This window comes from Algibacter sp. Ld11 (assembly GCF_045066735.1).
Taxonomy (GTDB): Bacteria; Bacteroidota; Bacteroidia; order Flavobacteriales; family Flavobacteriaceae; genus Algibacter.
The window spans coordinates 37,256-55,526 of sequence record NZ_JBISHH010000005.1; the positions used below are offsets into that span (position 1 = coordinate 37,256).

An 18,271-nucleotide genomic window follows, 5' to 3' on the forward strand; every position below is an offset into this window, starting at 1 on the left:
TGTTATAAGCTGGATATGATTAATAGAAGTGAGTATATATAATAGTTGGCATTAATATAAAAAAACTCAGAAAACCAAAAATTTAATGAATGGAAATATAGACAGTGCCGTAAACTCAGGTGTACAGGCAAATGTAGGAATGGAGTTTCAAAAACACTGTACTTTATATTTATTCCTTGAAAAGTATGAAAACATAAAAAACGAGAAATACTTCATTATTCTTGAACACTTAGAAGACATTGTTTTCGGGTATCTAGATGAAAATGAATTACTCGAAAAGATTGAAACATTTCAAGCAAAAAAATCAACAAACAAATGGACTATAGGAAAAAAACTTATAGAAATTGTTAAGAAAATTGCAGATGTCAGCCAATCTATATTAGACGATGAAATCAATAAAAATGATAATTTCAGTCAACAGAACTATTTTACTACTAATAATACTATAGAGTTAAAGAAAACAGTAAAAGGGGAAATTTTCCAAGAAGTTATTAATGAGACAAAAAATATTGTTAAATATTCTGATTTAGATACTAATATAAAAGATAAGATAACTACAGGTACTTCTTCAATCAAATTTTCGGAAATAAACAAAATCAATTTAGATAACTTAGTTTTTAACTTCATTGATATTAATAGAACACCTAAAGCACAATTAGAACAATTATATGGTAAATTCAAAACTGTTTTTGGAAGCTCTGTAGAAGACCCTAAAGCATCAATAGATACGCTACTCTATTATTTTAAAGAGATAGAATCTAAATACAATCAGGGAAACATAGCTAAATTAACAGATGAAACTAAAAGGATTGAATCTGATGATATTAATAAAATATTAAATGTCTTCACTACCAAAAAATTAGCTTACACATTTTGGAGAGAAAAAGAGAAAGAAATATGTACTGTATTTAATATCTCTCTATTTGATAAACCAACATTCAAACTTCATTACTTAAATAGTTTTGATGAGTTTAAAGATTTAAAAGAAAGTGAACACAAGAAAATTTATGACTTTGTATTAAACAATAAAAATATTTTTCAAAATCACGTAACTGAATCTGATTGTATTTTAGCTTTTTATAATGAGTTCAATAAGAAAAAAACAACAACATTAAGAGAGTTGCAACTTAAAGCAGTCATTTCATCTGCATTTGTAGAAATTATTAATACTGAATTATGAAAATTACATTAGAAATAAAAGATATTTTAGTATATAGTGAATTAAATGATAAGTATTTTTTTACAACATTTAGGGATAAACTAAATGTTATTTATGGTAAAAACACAGCTGGAAAAAGTACTTTAATTCAACTTATTCTATTTTCATTTGGTATAAATGACAACAAAATAAAATTGACTGAAATTCTAACAGAAGAAATCTTTGTTCGATTAAATTGTATAATACACAAAGGAACAGAAAAACAAGAGTTTATCTTTATCAGGCAAGATGAAACATTAATAATTAAAGATAATAATTCGAAGATAATTAGATTTAATGGTATCGGAAGTGACAACTCTGCAGAGCATATTAAATTAAAGAAGTATTTCAATAAACTATTTAATTTCAACTTACTTCTTGAGTCTAACTCTGGTATTTCAGAAGCTCCAATGGAAACAATATTCTTACCGTATTACGTTTCTCAGGATGTCGGATGGGTATACTTAAGAAAATCATTTAGTAATCTAACTTTTTATAAAAATTTCAAAGAGGATTTTTTAGATTACTATTTAGGTATTGAAAATATTATTGATAGAGAGGAGAAGAAAAAAATTGAAAAAGAGATTAATAGTTTACAAAAACAAATTAAATTTTTCAAAAATGTAGAACGTGAAAACGAAGAATTAGAAGTTTCTAAAATAATAAACAGTTCACTTTCTGGTAAAGCAAATGAATTAATTGAGTCTATTTCTTCAAAAAAAGATGAATTACTAATACTTGAAAAAGATTATGTAAACTTATCTAATAAATTAACTTTTTATAACCAAAGACATTCAGTTGTTTCTAAAGTCAAAAGAAATCATAAAAACCAAACTCCTGGAGAAGATTCTTGCCCAACTTGCACACAAATATTACCTAATAATATTGAACAAGTATATGAACATTTTCAAGAAGAAAATGATACTATTACAATGCTAAGTGAATTGAAAAGTAAAATTAAAACTGCTCAATCAAAAGTTAATTCAACTAACCAAAAAATTGAAGTTTTACGAAAATCAATTAATTCAGAATATAAGACATTTAATAAGTATTCAGAAAGTGAAGTAACTTTAGAAAATTGGATTAACAATAAAGCTAACATACAGTTATTTGAAAATTTATTAAAACAAATTGGAGCTTTAACTATTGAATTAGATACTGAAAAAGAAAAATTAAAAGAATATAAAACTGATGATGATATATTTTTTGAAAGAGCAAAAAAGAATAAAATATTTAAAACAGAATACTTTAAAAATAATGTCGCATTAGGTATTCCTTCATTAGAAGAAGAACGCTTTTATAAATTATACGACATCTCAAGTTTTCCTTTTCAAGGAGTTGAATTACATTTAGCTGTTTTAAGTTACCACTTTGCTTTTAATAAACTTTTAACTCAATCTGATACCATACATAGGCTACCTTTTATTTTAGATAGTATCTTTAATGAAGATATTGAAGCTGGGAATAAGATTAATATACTTAATTTCATTAATTCTAATTTTCCTACCGATACACAAACAATATTATCCATAGCTGATGACAAAAATGTAAAATCACAAATAGAAAGCTATAAAACAGATATTTTTAAAGATAATGCTCATATGATTTGTATTGGTAATGGTACAGAAAAGAAAGCTTTGTTAAAGGATAATGATAATAAATATGCTGAATTAATTGCTGATACATATATAATAATTGAAACAATATAAATACTAATGCCAACAATGTATAAAAAACATAGGGCGTTTGTGCTAAACCTAAAGATATGTGCTTATTAATGAAGTCCGCTAAATATAAAATTTGGCTTTTATAGTAGAAAAGATAAAAGCAAAATATTTATATTTAACTAAGTAATAAACCGAAACGAAAGTGCTTATAACCTGCCCTACGTTTCTTATACGTAGACGTTGTAAACAATTAAAACCCAGATACCATAGACAAAATTATGAAACTAGAAATACCTACTTGTAGAATTTTAGATGACATATTATTTCTACTATTATCATACGAAAATCCATCGTTCAATAAAATCTTTGATGAAATCAATCCTAGAATTATTGATATGGATTTTGTATCAAAAGCATTACCTAATCACAATTGGAATATTGGACATAAAGAATTAATTAAAGAAAAATTACTTCAAGACAATTATATACTTCAAGACCTTAATAAAAACTTGAAAATAAATCAAAAAGGTCAAGAGTTTATTCAAAAAGGAGGTTATTATTTTGCACGAATAAAAGAAAGTCAAAAAATTGAATTACAAACTCAATCGGACTTGTTGAACAAAAAGTATAACAAAAAATTGACGATTTTCGGACTAGTAATTTTTGTCATACAAATGACTAGTATATATTGTTTGAAATACATTTTATAAATAACTGTGTACAACACCGTATAAAAAAAATTGCTAGTTTTAGCTAAACCAAAGTTAGTTTCTCGTTTGCTAGCTTCTGATTTTCCTTCGGAAAATCCTCGCACACAAAAACGTTAGCACAAATTAAAAACAAACTCACTAGAATTTAATGACAAAAATAATCTTGCAACTAATATTTGTTCTTTCCTTTTTTAATATTGTTGCTCAAAACTCAAAATTTGAAATAGGTCCTGAGATTGGATTAAATATTAGCGACTATCGATATATTGAGGCTAAATATGTAAGAGGTTTATCTATAAATAGAATGTCATTTGGAGTCGTGGGTAAATTCAACTTTTCTAGAAATTGGGCTCTAAAATCAAAACTAAAATATGAAGGAAAAGGAATTTTGATTACAGACGATTCAGAAATAGAGCTTTTTACACAAAAATTAAACTATATAGTGATGCCTGTTATGGCAGAATGGAGAGTAGGCAAAGGAAATTTACAAGGTTTTTTTAATTTCGGAATGTATGGAGGTCTGCTAATGTCTGCTTCAAAAGAATATTCCAATGATGAAGTTAAGGATAATAAAGAGGATTTCAAGCCCTATGATTATGGGCTTGCTGGTGGGCTTGGAGTTATTTACAAATTAACAAACAGTTTAAAAATTACTCTTGATTGGGGAGGTCAATTCGGATTGAGTCCAATTGATTTCAATGGATATCCTAATGGCTGGAAAGCCAATCAAAATCTGAATGGGAATATTGGGGTGCTATTTGGATTATAAACTTGTGCCAACAAAGTACTGTGCTAAAAAAAGTAAAAACTCACTGATTTTCAACTAAAACCCTTCTCCAAAAATCATCATAAAATAGTCTCGATTTATAATTTGTAAAAGTCTTATTTCAATCTAATCATATAAAAATTAAATTCTCCCTCTAAAAATTACAAACCAAAAACATGTACAAAATAGTATTAATAGCCACCATCTTCATCTGCAGTTTTGGATTCACGCAATCTGAACAAATCAAAATAAAATCGGAGCGCCTTAAGGAAGCTAACTACATAAAAGCTGATGATTTCTATTTAACGCATTATCTCTATATCGATTTATTTTTACGCGAGAACTTGTTTCCTATGGCGAGTACAGAAGATGTTTCGTCTATATTAAAAGCTATAAAAACCTATGTTTCCGCAGACACGCCTTTGGAAATTGAGATTGAAAAACCAGGAGATAGAAATTATTTAATAAAAATGGCTATTCTTAAAACAAAAGACGGCAATGAACTTTTAGTGGCACATACAAACTGGAATACAAGAGAACAACTATTTGAAAAAGAAATAGACATCGCGAATGATTCTTACACGCGATGGTATTTTCTAAATGGCAGCAAAATGACTTATAGACTAAACATGTCTGATAAAAGTGATTATTCAGCTAAATCCAAGCCTAGTTTGGCTCAAGCGTATTTGCTAGATGAATTGCCAGAAAACGATACCAAAATAAAAAGCACACTAGATGATGTTTTAAAACAAAAAGGCTTAAATATTTCTGACAAAGTGCATGCAAATTTGGTTTTACTAAAATATCAAATGCTATTAAGAGACCACAGTAATATTGCAAAACAAGCTGAATACTTAAATGCGCTATTTAAAGAAAACAGCATGGAACCAAGCCTAAAAGGTTTAGAAATGGCTTTTAGAGCAGCAGAGTTTCAAATAAAATTAATGAAATAATAACTCAGTAACTAAGAATAATTAATATATTTCGCACATAAAATTTATTAGCTAAAATTTACATATAAACTATAATTACACCTCTATTAATTAACTACAATGAAAAAACAACTTCTATTTATTTTAGTAACTATTTTAAGCTTTACCTCCTATTCTCAAATTTCTTTTAAAAAAGGCTATTATATTGATAATGCCAATCAAAAAGTTAATTGTTTAATTAAGGATAGCGATAAAAAAAACAACCCAACTGAATTTGAATACAAACTATCGGAAACTAGCGAATCTAAAATAGCAACAATAAAAACTGTTAAAGAATTTGCAATAGGTACAATTACAAAATACATAAAACAAACGGTAAGTATGGATAGATCTAGCGAGATCGTTAGTAATTTAACCAAAGACAAAGCCCCTACGTTTAATGACGAAGAACTATTTTTAAAAGTATTAGTTGAAGGTAAAGCTAATTTATATGAATATATTGAGGGTAACTTAAAACGTTATTTTTACAGCACTGAAACAGCTGATATTAGCCAATTAATATTCAAAAGTTATAAAACTAAAGATGATAAAATCCATAAAAATAATAGATTTAGACAACAATTATGGGTTGATTTACCTTGTCCGGATTTTAAAATGAGTAAAATTGAAAATGTAAACTATAAGAAAAATGATTTAGTTCGCTTTTTTAATGAGTACGGTGAATGCCAAGGCAGCGAACTAACTAATTTTGAAGAAAAACGAATTGGTAATCTATTTAATTTAACGATTAGACCACGAGTAAATAGCACGTCGTTATCAATTCGTCAAGATTCTAACAATCCGCGAGATGCTGATTTTGATAATAAAACAGGGTTTGGATTGGGTTTAGAGGCTGAGTTTATTCTTCCTTTTAATAAAAATAAATGGGCTATTGCTCTAGAACCAACATTCCAAAGCTACAAAAACGAACAAACTTCTGAAAGCAGTATCGTTTCTGGAGGTGTGTTAGTAGCTAATGTAGATTATACTTCCATTGAAGTGCCAGTAAGTTTAAGGCATTATTTTTTTATTAATGATAATTCTAAGATTTTTGTTGATATCTCTTATATATTTGATTTTAGTTCAAGCTCTTCAGTTACATTTAAAAGAGGAGACAATACTGAATTAAGCAACTTAGATGTTAATGCATACCCTAATATAGGTTTTGGTATTGGTTACAAATACAATGATAAATACAGCTTACAATTTCGTTTTCAACCAGAAAGAGAAGTTTTATCGGATTATGTTTATTATGATTCGAAGTATAAAACCTTCTCTGTAATTTTAGGATATTCTTTATTCTAAAAGTATCCTTATAAAAAGAAAATAATTTCAACAAAAAATGGAGATTAAAACCAGCTTGTATTAGGCTGGTTTTAATCTCCATTTTCGTTATAAATAACATCAACTTCTATTACCCCAAAAGCGCAACAATTTCGGTAAACTGTTTTTCTTCAGCGTAAGCTAAAGCTGTTTTTCCTGCGTTATCTTTTATAGTTTTATCAGCGTTATGCTCTAAAAGGAGTTTAACAATGTCTACTTTGTTGTATTGTGTAGCAAAGGTTAACGCTGTGGTTCCGTTGGTATTTACTTCGTTTAGATCGGCACCGTTTTCAATTAAATATTTTGCAAAAGCCACGTTGCCTTTAAAACTTACACCAATTAACGCGGTGTTGCCTGAGGCATCTTTAGCGTTTATAGGTGCTTTGTGCTCTACTAATGCTTTGGTTGCAGCTTCGTTATCAAAATAAGTCGCTAAAATTAATGGTGTAAAACCACGCTCGTCGGTAACTTCGGCTAATTTAGGATTTTCTGATAATACGTTTTTTAACGTCATTAGGTCTCTATTTTTTATACTATCGAATAGGGTAACTATATCTTTCATCTGAATTTATATTATAAAAAAAGGAATGGCTACTAAAAACCATTCCTCTAATTGCTATGTTTAATGGTATTATTTTATGTTAAAACGATTAAAGTTCATCACTTTAGTCCAAGTGGCAACAAAGTCTTTTACAAACCTTTCTTTATTATCGTCTTGGGCATATACTTCCGCGTAAGAACGTAAAATAGAGTTTGAACCAAAGACTAAATCTACACGAGTTGCGGTAAATTTAACTTCGCCTGTTTTACGATTTTTAATTTCGTAAATACCGTTATCTAAAGATTTCCATTCGTAAATCATATCGGTTAAGTTTACAAAGAAATCGTTTGTTAAAGCGCCTTCATTTTCTGTAAACACACCATGTTTTGTTCCGCCATAGTTGGTTCCCATAACACGCATACCACCTACTAAAACTGTCATTTCTGCAGCTGTTAAACCTAGTAATTGTGTTTTATCGAGTAACATTTCTTCTGGACTTACAACATATTCTTTTTTCTGATAGTTTCTATAACCATCGGCAAGTGGCTCTAATGGCTCGAAAGATTCAACATCCGTCATGGCTTGCGTGGCATCACCTCTACCCGGAGTAAAAGGAACGGCAACATCCATACCGGCTTTATTAATGGCTTTTTCTACACCAACATTACCTGCTAAAACAATAGTATCAGCAAGGCTAATAGCAAATTGCGTAGCAATAGGTTCTAAAACCGCTAATACCCTTTGTAGTTTTGCTGGCTCATTACCTTCCCAATTGTTTTGTGGTTCTAAACGAATACGTGCACCATCAGAACCGCCTCTAAAATCGGATCCTCTATATGTTCTTGCACTATCCCAAGCAGTAGAAACAAGATCAGCAATACTTAAATCTGTATTTGCAATGGCTTGTTTAACCGCTGCAACATTATAATTAGTAGTTCCCTTTGGAATTGGATCTTGCCAAATTAAATCTTCTTGTGGTACATCTGGTCCAAACCAACGGTCTTTTGGTCCCATATCACGGTGAGTTAATTTAAACCATGCACGAGCAAAAGCATCAGAAAAGGCATCGAAATCGTTCTTAAATTTTAACGAAATCTCTTTATAGATAGGGTCCATTTTCATGGCCATATCCGCATCAGTCATCATCGGGTTGTGCTTCGTTGTTAAATCTTCAACATCTACCGGCATATCTTCTTCTTTAATGCTTACAGGCTCCCATTGGTGTGCTCCTGCTGGACTTTTGCGTAACTCCCAATCGTGATTAAATAGCATTTCGAAAAAGCCATTATCCCATTTAGTTGGGTGCGTTGTCCATGCACCTTCTAAACCACTAGTAACCGTATAGCGACCTTTACCAGATTTAGTTGGATTAGACCAGCCCATACCTTGCTCCTCTACGCCTGCTGCTTCTGGTTCTGGACCTAAAATACTAGCATCGCCATTTCCGTGGGTTTTTCCAACGGTATGTCCTCCTGCTGTTAAAGCCACAGTTTCCTCATCGTTCATAGCCATACGCTTAAACGTTTCTCTAACTTGTAGTGCAGTTTTTAAAGGATCTGGTTTACCGTTTACTCCTTCTGGGTTTACGTAAATTAAGCCCATTTGTACTGATGCCAACGGATTTTCCATGGTGTCTGGCTTATCAACATTGCCATAACGCTCATCACTTGGTGCTAACCATTCTTTCTCTGCTCCCCAATACACATCTTTTTCTGGATGCCAAATATCTTTTCGACCAAATGCAAAACCGTAAGTTTTTAAGCCCATACTCTCGTAAGCAATAGTACCTGCAAGAATGATTAAATCGGCCCAACTTAATTTATTTCCGTATTTTTTCTTGATTGGCCAAAGTAAACGTCTAGCTTTATCTAAACTCACATTATCTGGCCAAGAATTTAACGGTGCAAAACGTTGGTTACCTGTACCACCGCCACCACGACCATCTGGCAATCTATATGAACCCGCAGCGTGCCATGCCATTCTAATCATTAATCCGCCATAATGACCCCAATCTGCAGGCCACCAATCTTGACTATCTGTCATAAACTCATGCAAATCCTTTTTTAATGCTGCTACATCTAATTTTTTTAACTCTTCATGATAATCAAAATCTGCACCTAACGGGTTTGTTTTGCTATCGTGTTGATGTAAAATGTCTAGATTAAGGGTATTAGGCCACCAATCTGTAACTGTTTTTTCGGTTGTAGTAATTGCGCCTTGCATAAAAGGACATTTGCCAATATCGCCGCTGTTTGTATGATCCATAGTATATAGTTATTACGTTTTAATTTTTGATAAAATTACTCTATTAAAGAGCTTAGTGGCTATAAATAAAATTGATTGTTTTTATTTTACTATAAGAAATTCTTATAGACATTACCATTTAATAGGTCTCTAAATTTACGCAAACCTAACATAGGTACAAAAAAAAGCCGCTTCAAACTGAAGCGGCTTTTTAAATAATCTTAATAAATCCCTAATAAATTAAGATTTCGGTAATAATACCGTATCAATAACATGAATAACACCGTTAGATTGGTTAACATTTGCAATGGTTACCATCGCAGAGTTACCATTCTCATCGGTAATATAAACAGCTTTATCTTTGGTCCAAGCAGTAAGCGTTCCGCCACTTACAGTTTTAATTTCAGCTTTACCATGTCCTTCTTTTATCATACCTAAAACGGCTTTAGCATTCCATTTTCCGGCAACAACATGGTAAGTTAAAACACCTTGTAACATTTTTTTGTTCTCTGGTTTTAATAATGTTTCAACTGTTCCTTCTGGTAATTTTTCAAAAGCGGCATTTGTTGGTGCAAACACAGTAAATGGGCCTTCACCAGACAAGGTTTCTACTAATTCTGCTGCTTTTACTGCGGCTACCAAAGTGGTATGATCTTCTGAGTTCACAGCATTTTCAATTATATTCTTGCTTGGGTACATTTCTGCTCCACCAACCATAACTGTTTTTTCTTTCATCATTTTATCTTTCTTCATCATTTTATTTTGTGCAAAACCGCTAATAGATGCAAAAAGAGCCATAGTAAATACAGTTGATTTTAATAATTGTGATGTTTTCATAATTTTAGATTTTTTTAAAAATTGTTATTTTATTGTTTCGCTTACATTAACGAAGTTTAGACAATGTCGGTTTTAAAAAAATTTAAGCTTTAACAATTTATTAACGCATAGCGATATACAAGCTGCTGTATCACAAATAATTAACAAAAACTATAAGAATTAAAAAAAGATTAAACAAATAGTTTAAAGATGTAATTATTCTTAATTTTACAACACAATTAATAAAACATAAAATAATGGCAACAGTAACATTAAAAGGAAACAATATAAATACATCAGGAAATCTTCCTGCAAAAGGAACAAAAGCTCCTGATTTTGCTTTAACCGCAAACGATTTATCAACAAAAAAATTAAGTGATTTTGCAGGTAGCAAAGTTGTTTTAAACATATTCCCTAGTGTAGATACTGGTACTTGTGCAACATCTGTTCGCGAATTTAACCGTGAAGCTAGCGAATTAGACAACACTAAAGTTTTATGTGTATCTCGCGATTTACCATTTGCTAATGCACGTTTTTGTGGAGCAGAAGGTTTAAATGATGTGGTAAGTTTATCAGATTTTAAAACAGGAAGCTTTGGTAAAGCTTATGGTTTAGATTTTATTGATGGCCCATTAGAAGGTTTACACTCGAGAAGTGTTGTTGTTTTAGATGAAAAAGGCACGGTTTTATACACCGAGCAAGTTGCAGAAACTACAGAAGAACCTAACTATAAAGCTGCTTTAGAAGCTCTTTTAAATGAGTAGTAAAAAAGAATCTTTTTTAGTAAATAGATTAAAAAGTGTTGGCTTTGCTTTTAAAGGAGCAGTATTGCTCCTTAAAACCGAAGCCAGCATTAAAATTCAGTTTACGCTCGGCATTATAGTCACTATTGCCGGGTTTTATTATAATATATCTACTACAGAATGGCTTATTCAGCTTTTAGCCATTGCCATAGTGATGTGTGCCGAAGGCATGAACACAGCTATTGAAGCCATTGCCGATTTTATTCACCCAGAACATCACGAAAAAATAGGTTTAATTAAAGATATTGCCGCAGGCGCTGTATTTATTGCCGCTATTTTCACTTCTATTATCGGACTTATTATCTACATTCCTAAAATTTTCTAAGTCATCCTCTTTAAAATTAAGTTAATTAAAGGTTTGCTCTGCAATTTTTTAAAATATAGTTTCGTTAACGTTAGTAATTTGTATTTTTGTGTCGTTATAAAAATAATAACCTCTTTGAACTCGCTTCAAGGCCTCAATCATGAAATCTAAACGCATTAATGGCGAAAAGTAAAACTAAACCTAAAAAAGCACCACGTAAAAAAGTAGAACTACCTAGTTTTAAGTTGTCTAATCAGCAAAAACTAGTGTTAGGAAGCTTTTTAATTATGTTTGGCTTTGTGCTAGCTATTGCCTTTGTATCGTTCTTTTTTACCGGAAAAGCCGACCAAAGTAGCTTATCTAATTTTGCAAACCGAGACATTGAAACTCAAAACTGGCTAAGCAAATCTGGCGCTTGGTTAAGCGATTTCTTTATTCAACGTGGCTTTGGCTTACCTTCTTTTATATTTGCAGGTCTCCTTTTTCTTTCGGGTATGTATGTTTTAATGAATATCAATAAAGAAAAACTAAGAAGACATTGGTTTTGGGGTGTATTAATTATTATCTGGAGCTCTATTCTTTTCGGATTCTTCGGAAATAAAAATGCTATTCTCGGTGGTACTATAGGTTTTGAAATTAACAACTATCTACAAGACTATATTGGTAAAATTGGGGTTTCACTCCTACTTCTTTTTGGTTTAATTACCTATTTAGCCATTCGATTTAAAGTAACGTTTGAAAGTATTACAAATCAATTTAAATCTGCTAAAAATAATTTCAAAAGTGAATTATCTGACATGAAGGAAGATATCATTGTGCCTCTAGATAATAATTTATCTGATGAAGCCGAAGATATCAAATCTGCGTTTAATATTCCTGTTGAAGAAGAAAAGCCTATTGAAACACCTCTAGAACCAGTTGAAGCTCCTGTAAAACCTAAAGTTGAAAAAGTTACAGTTGAAGACAAAACACCTCTTGTAGTAAAGGTTGCAGAAGAAGAAGTTGTAGAGGAAGATTTAGAAATGAAAGTGGTTGAAGTTGCTGAAGAAGGTTCGGAAACCGACAACTTAGCCAATAAACTAGTTGAAGATTTTGGTCAGTTCGACCCTACTCTAGAGCTTGGTAAATATCAATTTCCTCCTTTAGATTTATTAAAACAATATGATACTGGTGGTATTACCATTAACCAAGAAGAATTAGAAAGTAATAAAAATAAAATTGTTGAAACTTTAAACAATTACAAAATTGGTATTGCAAGCATTAAGGCAACTATTGGGCCAACAGTTACACTGTATGAAATTGTACCAGAGGCTGGAGTTCGAATTTCTAAAATCAAGAATTTAGAAGATGATATTGCACTTTCTTTAGCGGCTTTAGGTATTCGTATTATTGCACCTATTCCGGGTAAAGGTACTATTGGTATCGAGGTGCCAAACAAAAACTCAACCATTGTTTCTATGCGTTCTGTTATTGCTTCAAAGAAATTTCAAGCCTCAGAAATGCATTTGCCAATTGCGTTAGGTAAAACGATTAGTAATGAAACCTTTGTGGTCGATTTAGCAAAAATGCCTCACTTACTTATGGCTGGTGCCACGGGTCAAGGTAAATCGGTTGGTTTAAATGCCGTTTTAACCTCGTTACTTTATAAAAAACATCCTGCCGAAGTTAAGTTTGTTTTAGTCGATCCTAAAAAAGTAGAGCTTACGCTTTTCAATAAAATTGAACGTCACTATTTAGCAAAACTTCCAGACGATGGTGATGCTATTATTACCGATAATACTAAAGTGATCCATACGCTAAACTCCTTGTGTATAGAAATGGATAACCGCTACGAAATGCTAAAAAATGCACTTTGTAGAAATATAGCAGAATACAACGTTAAGTTTAAAGCGAGAAAACTAAACCCTAATGATGGACATCAATATTTACCTTACATCGTTTTGGTGGTTGATGAGTTTGCAGATTTAATTATGACAGCTGGTAAAGAAGTTGAAACTCCAGTTGCCCGATTAGCACAATTAGCGCGTGCCATCGGTATTCACTTAATTATTGCCACGCAACGTCCGTCGGTTAATGTTATTACGGGTATAATTAAAGCGAATTTCCCTGCACGTATTGCCTTTAGAGTATCTAGTAAAATTGATTCGCGTACTATTCTAGATGCCGGAGGAGCCGACCAACTTATTGGTCGTGGAGATATGCTTTACACACAAGGTAACGACATGATAAGAATACAATGTGCCTTTGTAGATACGCCAGAAGTTGAAAAAATAGTAGACTTTATTGGTGCGCAAAAGGCTTATCCTGAGGCTTATCAATTACCAGAGTTTGTTGGTGAAGAAAGTGGCACAAGTCTTGATATAGATATATCAGATAGAGATAAACTCTTTAAAGATGCTGCTATAGTTATTGTTACAGCACAACAAGGTTCTGCTTCGTTATTACAACGAAAATTAAAATTAGGATACAACCGAGCCGGCCGAATTATAGATCAATTAGAAGCCGCAGGTATTGTTGGTCCGTTTGAAGGAAGTAAAGCCAGACAAGTGTTAGTAACCGATTTAATAGCCTTAGATCAGCATTTAGAAAATGAAATATAATTTAAAATGAAAATGAAGAAAATTATTGCACTTTTATTAATTACCCTTTCAGTTAACGCCTTTGCTCAAAATAAAGGAAAAGCACTGTTGAATGAAGTCTCTCAAAAAGTAAAAAGCTACGATAACATTTCAATAGATTTTAAGTATGTGTTAGAGAACACAGCAGAAAGTTTAAAACAAGTGACCAAAGGCGACGTGATTATGCAAGGTGATCGCTACAAACTAAATATACTTGGTATTACCCGTTTATTCGACGGAAGAACCCTGTATAGCATTAGTCCAGAGGATGAAGAAGTTACTATTTCTGAAGAGAATGATGATGAAAACGATGCCATTACACCAAGTAAAATGTTATCTTTTTATGAAGATGGTTACACCTATGCTTTAGATATAGAACAAGATATTAATGGTAGAAAAATTCAATATGTAAAATTGACACCTATCGATTCTAGTTCGGAAATTAAAACTATACTATTAGGTATAGATTCTAAAACAAAAAACATTTACAACTTAATCCAAATAGGCAAGAATAGCACAAAAACAACACTTACTGTAAATTCTTTCAAAACAAACGAGACTTTATCGAAAACCTTATTTACCTTTGATGCCAACAAGTATCAAGACTATTATATCAATAAACTAGATTAGGTATTCCTTTGAAAATATTAGACCGTTACATACTAACAACTTACCTAAAAACTTTTTTCAGCGTGTTTATTATACTCATGCTGATTTTTGTTTTACAAACCATTTGGCTCTACATTAAGGAACTTGCAGGTAAAGATCTAGAAATAGGTGTTATTGCAAAATTCTTAATTTATTTTATGCCTAAACTTATACCATTGGTGTTACCGCTTACCATTTTGCTATCTTCTATTATGGTATTTGGAAGTTTTGCCGAAAACTATGAGTTTGCTGCCATGAAATCTACAGGTATTTCCTTGCAACGTGCCATGTCTGGTTTAAGTGTTTTTATTGTTGGCCTTGGTATTCTTACTTTCTTCTTTGCAAATAACGTGATTCCGTGGGCAGAAGTTAACTCATACAACTTACGGCGTAATATTGCTAAAATGAAACCGGCCATGCTACTTGCCGAAGGGCAGTTTAACGAAGTTGATAATTATAATATTAAATTTGCTAAAAAATATGGTGATCGCGACCAGTTTCTGGAAGACGTGACTATCCATTTAAAAGCTGCTGATGGCCGTACGAACGCCACGACTATTAAATCTAAAACAGGCGAACTGGCAAGTGAACCAGATTCTAATGTTTTAAAATTAATTTTATTCGATGGAAACTACTACAGTGATATTGCTAGTAAAAAGAAAGATAAGAAACCTTTTGCAAAAAGTACTTTTGAAAAGTATATTATAAATATTGATTTATCAGACCTTAACAAGGTTGACATGGATGAGCAATCTCAAACCGATAAATACAGCATGCTAGATGTTGTAGATTTAAATACGGCCATGGATTCGCTTATTGTTAAGCAAAAAAACGAAAACGATGGTCTTGCTAAAAACTTAATAAATCGGTCTAGCGTAAACAAAGTCTATAGAAACACTAGTAAAAGTAACGATTCGATTTACACTGGTCCTATTCTAGATGTTTTAGATACTGGAAAAAAACTAGAATTGATTGAACTTAGTTTAAAAGCCGCCTCGAGTACGAAACAAACGGTAGCTCAAAAAATAAAAACTTTCAAAATTGCTAAAACTTCCTTTAACCGCCATATTATTTCATTTCACGAAAAATTTGCGCTTGGTATTGCTTGTATTATTTTATTCTTTGTAGGTGCTCCATTAGGTGCATTAATTAGAAAAGGTGGTATTGGATTACCTATGGTTATTGCTATTTTACTTTTCTTAAGCTATCACTTCATTGGTATTTTTGCAACAAACTCAGCTAAAACCGGCGATTTTAATCCTGCTTTGGCCAGTTGGTTTTCAACCCTTATTATGTTGCCTTTAGGTATTTATTTAACTAAACGTGCCACAGCCGATAAAGGTATTTTCGATGTAGGCAGCATTACAGAACCTCTTAAAAAAGTATTCAAAATAAAAGAAAAAGATAGTCAAGATTTTAGATTTTTAGGAGGTTATAAAAACGATGAACTCGTTAATGTTATTACAAACTACGAAGCTTTAGGACACGATGAAAACTGCCGTTATGAAGCACTGAATATTTTGAATGAGCGCGGACATAGCATTCAAGATTTACAAGAGGCCAATAAAATTAACATAGACAAGAGCTACGATGCTTCGGAAAAAATTGCTAAAGATTACAGCGATCACTCTAAGTTTGCCATTTATCTTTACGGTACAGGTGCGGTACTACTAATTCTCTTTTTTGTCTTTAAAAACAATAAATTACTGCCATTGGCTACAGCGTCCATACAATTAAGTATTGTATCATTTGCACTGTATATTATCTACTATGTAAAATCTATTTTGAACCTAAACAGTTTTTACAGTTACATAAACAAAAAATCAAAACGTCCTAACTTGGCTTTACTCCTTTTAGGATTACCGTTTTATATGATTACTTACCCATTATTAAATGTTAAATTAAAAGAAGATTTAAAACGTTTTTGTTTAGACTCTTTGAAATAACAATATTCTAGAACACATGATTACAGAACCTATGAAGAAAGCTTCTAATCCAGATATTAAATTAAACACCATTCACGATGCTATTGAAGACATTAGAAATGGAAAAGTTATTATTGTTGTTGATGATGAAAACAGAGAAAACGAAGGTGATTTTCTTGCTGCAGCAGAAAAAGTAACTCCAGAAGTTATAAACTTTATGGCCACACATGGCCGTGGGTTAATTTGCGCGCCATTAACAGAAACACGTTGTAAAGAACTTGATTTAGGGATGATGGTACGCAACAACACAGATCCTATGGAAACCGCCTTTACGGTATCTGTAGATTTACGTGGTAATGGTGTAACAACTGGTATTTCGGCAGGAGATCGCTCTAAAACTATACAGGCCTTAATTGATCCAGAAACAAAACCGCATGACCTAGCACGACCAGGACACATTTTTCCTTTAGTTGCTAAAGAAGGAGGCGTTTTAAGACGTACCGGACATACCGAAGCTGCTATTGATTTTGCACGTTTAGCAGGTTTAGAGCCCGCGGGTTTTATTGTTGAAATTATGAACGAAGACGGTACCATGGCACGTTTACCTGAATTGTTCAAAATTGCACAAAAACACGATATTAAAATTGTTTCTATTGAAGATTTAGTTGCATACAGAATGCAGCACGATTCCTTAATTGAGAAAAAAGAAGATTTTGAAATTGAAACACGTTTTGGAAGCTATAGATTAAGAGCTTACAAGCAAACTACAAACAAGCAGGTACACATTGCCTTAACCAAAGGTTCTTGGAGTGATGATGAAGCGGTACCGACAAGAATAAACTCTACACTCATTAATAACGATATTTTAGGAACACTTACAAACAATGTAGATACGCAACTAGAAAATATGTTTAACGTTATTAATAAAGGTGGAAAAGGCGCTATTATATTTATTAATCAAGAAGTACAATCGATGAATATATTAAGTCGTTTGTCTTTCTTAAAAGAGAATCAGAAAGAAAAAAGCGTTACAAAAGCACCAAAAATCAATATGGATAATCGAGATTTTGGTATTGGAGCGCAAATACTGCACGATTTAAACATACATAAACTGCGCTTAATATCGAACACCGAACAAACTAAACGTGTTGGATTAATTGGTTATGGGTTAGAGATTGTAGATTATATGAATTATTAAAATAAGTATATTTTATCATTACAAAATGGTCTCACTCCCATTTTGTAATGATTATATTAATTACCATTTTATCTTTATTCCACAATAACCTTTTTTGTAATAAAGTTATTTCCAGAATACGCTTTAAGTAAATAAACACCTTTAGATAAAAATTCTACTTTTACCGTTTCATGTTTGCTTGAACTTAGAACTTTTTTTCCTTGTAAATCGTACATTTCAAAGTAGTCTAAGTCAAGATTAGATTCTATATTGATGAAATTAGATGTAGGATTGGGATATATTTTAAAATTCGATTCAAACTCTAAATTATTTGACGATAAAGTGATTTGCTCCATATCTCCATTAATGAAGCCTTCAGATAGGTAAATATCACCTACAGATAACTCTTGCACATTAACTTCACCTATAGTATAAAGCATTTGAATACCATCAGCACTTGTTGATGCACCACCAGAATCTATACTGAATTTTTCGATGGATTGAGAATTTCCCATATAGGAAATTAGTAAACTAAATATTATAATTTTTGCTTTCATAAT

General features: G+C 31.7%; 16 protein-coding genes. 12 read left to right on the forward strand and 4 right to left on the reverse strand.

What is annotated here, in order from left to right; genetic code table 11:
* Positions 1–85: 85 nt before the first annotated feature.
* From ACJJV4_RS02260 to ACJJV4_RS02285, 6 genes are all read left to right on the forward strand, one after another.
* Positions 86–1,180: a hypothetical protein gene (locus ACJJV4_RS02260; RefSeq protein ID WP_405291697.1), complete on the forward strand. Its 1,095-nt coding sequence runs from the start codon at positions 86–88 to the stop codon at positions 1,178–1,180.
* Positions 1,177–2,907 (forward strand): hypothetical protein, encoded by a 1,731-nt coding sequence (locus ACJJV4_RS02265; protein ID WP_405291699.1) that lies wholly within the window; start codon positions 1,177–1,179, stop codon positions 2,905–2,907. The genes ACJJV4_RS02260 and ACJJV4_RS02265 overlap by 4 nt, the downstream gene beginning before the upstream one ends.
* Positions 2,908–3,143: 236 nt before the next feature.
* Positions 3,144–3,575: a hypothetical protein gene (locus ACJJV4_RS02270; RefSeq protein ID WP_405291701.1), complete on the forward strand. Its 432-nt coding sequence runs from the start codon at positions 3,144–3,146 to the stop codon at positions 3,573–3,575.
* Positions 3,576–3,723: 148 nt separating this feature from the next.
* Positions 3,724–4,344 carry a porin family protein gene (locus tag ACJJV4_RS02275; RefSeq protein ID WP_405291703.1) on the forward strand — a complete coding sequence of 207 codons (621 nt, stop codon included), beginning with the start codon at positions 3,724–3,726 and terminating at the stop codon, positions 4,342–4,344.
* Between the two features lie 173 nt (positions 4,345–4,517).
* The gene (locus tag ACJJV4_RS02280) at positions 4,518–5,294 is read left to right on the forward strand and encodes a hypothetical protein (RefSeq protein ID WP_405291705.1); all 777 of its coding nucleotides are present in this window, start codon (positions 4,518–4,520) and stop codon (positions 5,292–5,294) included.
* A 99-nt stretch (positions 5,295–5,393) separates the two neighbouring features.
* Complete coding sequence (locus ACJJV4_RS02285) at positions 5,394–6,617, forward strand: autotransporter outer membrane beta-barrel domain-containing protein (RefSeq protein WP_405291707.1); 1,224 nt, start codon at positions 5,394–5,396, stop codon at positions 6,615–6,617.
* Positions 6,618–6,726: 109 nt separating this feature from the next.
* On the opposite strand, the gene ACJJV4_RS02290 is transcribed toward ACJJV4_RS02285, so the two are convergent.
* From ACJJV4_RS02290 to ACJJV4_RS02300, 3 genes are all read right to left on the reverse strand, one after another.
* Complete coding sequence (locus tag ACJJV4_RS02290; RefSeq protein ID WP_405291709.1) at positions 6,727–7,197, reverse strand: ankyrin repeat domain-containing protein; 471 nt, start codon at positions 7,195–7,197, stop codon at positions 6,727–6,729.
* Positions 7,198–7,266: 69 nt separating this feature from the next.
* A complete protein-coding gene (gene katG, locus ACJJV4_RS02295) occupies positions 7,267–9,441 on the reverse strand; it encodes a catalase/peroxidase HPI (RefSeq protein ID WP_405291711.1) in 2,175 nt (724 codons plus the stop codon).
* Between the two features lie 219 nt (positions 9,442–9,660).
* Positions 9,661–10,257 carry a fasciclin domain-containing protein gene (locus ACJJV4_RS02300; protein ID WP_405291713.1) on the reverse strand — a complete coding sequence of 199 codons (597 nt, stop codon included), beginning with the start codon at positions 10,255–10,257 and terminating at the stop codon, positions 9,661–9,663.
* A gap of 236 nt (positions 10,258–10,493) precedes the next feature.
* Here ACJJV4_RS02300 and tpx point away from each other — a divergent pair, with 236 nt between their 5' ends.
* The 6 genes from tpx (at position 10,494) to ribB (ending at position 17,732) form a co-directional block, all read left to right on the forward strand.
* Entirely contained in the window at positions 10,494–11,000 is a 507-nt protein-coding gene (gene tpx, locus ACJJV4_RS02305) for a thiol peroxidase (RefSeq protein ID WP_405291715.1), read from the forward strand.
* Positions 10,993–11,364, forward strand: a complete 372-nt coding sequence (locus ACJJV4_RS02310; protein ID WP_405291717.1) for a diacylglycerol kinase — start codon at positions 10,993–10,995, stop codon at positions 11,362–11,364. Before tpx ends, ACJJV4_RS02310 begins: the two co-directional genes overlap by 8 nt.
* A gap of 158 nt (positions 11,365–11,522) precedes the next feature.
* Positions 11,523–13,943: a DNA translocase FtsK gene (locus tag ACJJV4_RS02315; protein ID WP_405291719.1), complete on the forward strand. Its 2,421-nt coding sequence runs from the start codon at positions 11,523–11,525 to the stop codon at positions 13,941–13,943.
* 12 nt (positions 13,944–13,955) lie between these two features.
* Positions 13,956–14,591 carry a LolA family protein gene (locus ACJJV4_RS02320; protein ID WP_405291721.1) on the forward strand — a complete coding sequence of 212 codons (636 nt, stop codon included), beginning with the start codon at positions 13,956–13,958 and terminating at the stop codon, positions 14,589–14,591.
* An 8-nt stretch (positions 14,592–14,599) separates the two neighbouring features.
* Entirely contained in the window at positions 14,600–16,555 is a 1,956-nt protein-coding gene (locus ACJJV4_RS02325) for an LptF/LptG family permease (RefSeq protein ID WP_405291723.1), read from the forward strand.
* 16 nt (positions 16,556–16,571) lie between these two features.
* Entirely contained in the window at positions 16,572–17,732 is a 1,161-nt protein-coding gene (ribB, locus tag ACJJV4_RS02330) for a 3,4-dihydroxy-2-butanone-4-phosphate synthase (protein ID WP_405291725.1), read from the forward strand.
* A 74-nt stretch (positions 17,733–17,806) separates the two neighbouring features.
* On the opposite strand, the gene ACJJV4_RS02335 is transcribed toward ribB, so the two are convergent.
* Entirely contained in the window at positions 17,807–18,268 is a 462-nt protein-coding gene (locus tag ACJJV4_RS02335; protein WP_405291727.1) for a T9SS type A sorting domain-containing protein, read from the reverse strand.
* Positions 18,269–18,271: the final 3 nt, after the last annotated feature.

Excerpts from the sequence above, each read along its gene's own strand:
- ACJJV4_RS02275 (WP_405291703.1), top strand. The coding sequence starts at position 3,724 with ATGACAAAAATAATCTTGCAACTAATATTTGTTCTTTCCTTTTTTAAT.
- ACJJV4_RS02290 (WP_405291709.1), bottom strand. The coding sequence starts at position 7,197 with ATGAAAGATATAGTTACCCTATTCGATAGTATAAAAAATAGAGACCTA.
- katG (WP_405291711.1), bottom strand. The coding sequence starts at position 9,441 with ATGGATCATACAAACAGCGGCGATATTGGCAAATGTCCTTTTATGCAA.
- ACJJV4_RS02335 (WP_405291727.1), bottom strand. The coding sequence starts at position 18,268 with ATGAAAGCAAAAATTATAATATTTAGTTTACTAATTTCCTATATGGGA.
- ribB (WP_405291725.1), top strand. The coding sequence starts at position 16,572 with ATGATTACAGAACCTATGAAGAAAGCTTCTAATCCAGATATTAAATTA.
- ACJJV4_RS02315 (WP_405291719.1), top strand. The coding sequence starts at position 11,523 with ATGGCGAAAAGTAAAACTAAACCTAAAAAAGCACCACGTAAAAAAGTA.
- ACJJV4_RS02285 (WP_405291707.1), top strand. The coding sequence starts at position 5,394 with ATGAAAAAACAACTTCTATTTATTTTAGTAACTATTTTAAGCTTTACC.
- ACJJV4_RS02300 (WP_405291713.1), bottom strand. The coding sequence starts at position 10,257 with ATGAAAACATCACAATTATTAAAATCAACTGTATTTACTATGGCTCTT.
- ACJJV4_RS02320 (WP_405291721.1), top strand. The coding sequence starts at position 13,956 with ATGAAGAAAATTATTGCACTTTTATTAATTACCCTTTCAGTTAACGCC.
- ACJJV4_RS02280 (WP_405291705.1), top strand. The coding sequence starts at position 4,518 with ATGTACAAAATAGTATTAATAGCCACCATCTTCATCTGCAGTTTTGGA.
- ACJJV4_RS02260 (WP_405291697.1), top strand. The coding sequence starts at position 86 with ATGAATGGAAATATAGACAGTGCCGTAAACTCAGGTGTACAGGCAAAT.
- ACJJV4_RS02270 (WP_405291701.1), top strand. The coding sequence starts at position 3,144 with ATGAAACTAGAAATACCTACTTGTAGAATTTTAGATGACATATTATTT.
- ACJJV4_RS02265 (WP_405291699.1), top strand. The coding sequence starts at position 1,177 with ATGAAAATTACATTAGAAATAAAAGATATTTTAGTATATAGTGAATTA.
- tpx (WP_405291715.1), top strand. The coding sequence starts at position 10,494 with ATGGCAACAGTAACATTAAAAGGAAACAATATAAATACATCAGGAAAT.
- ACJJV4_RS02310 (WP_405291717.1), top strand. The coding sequence starts at position 10,993 with ATGAGTAGTAAAAAAGAATCTTTTTTAGTAAATAGATTAAAAAGTGTT.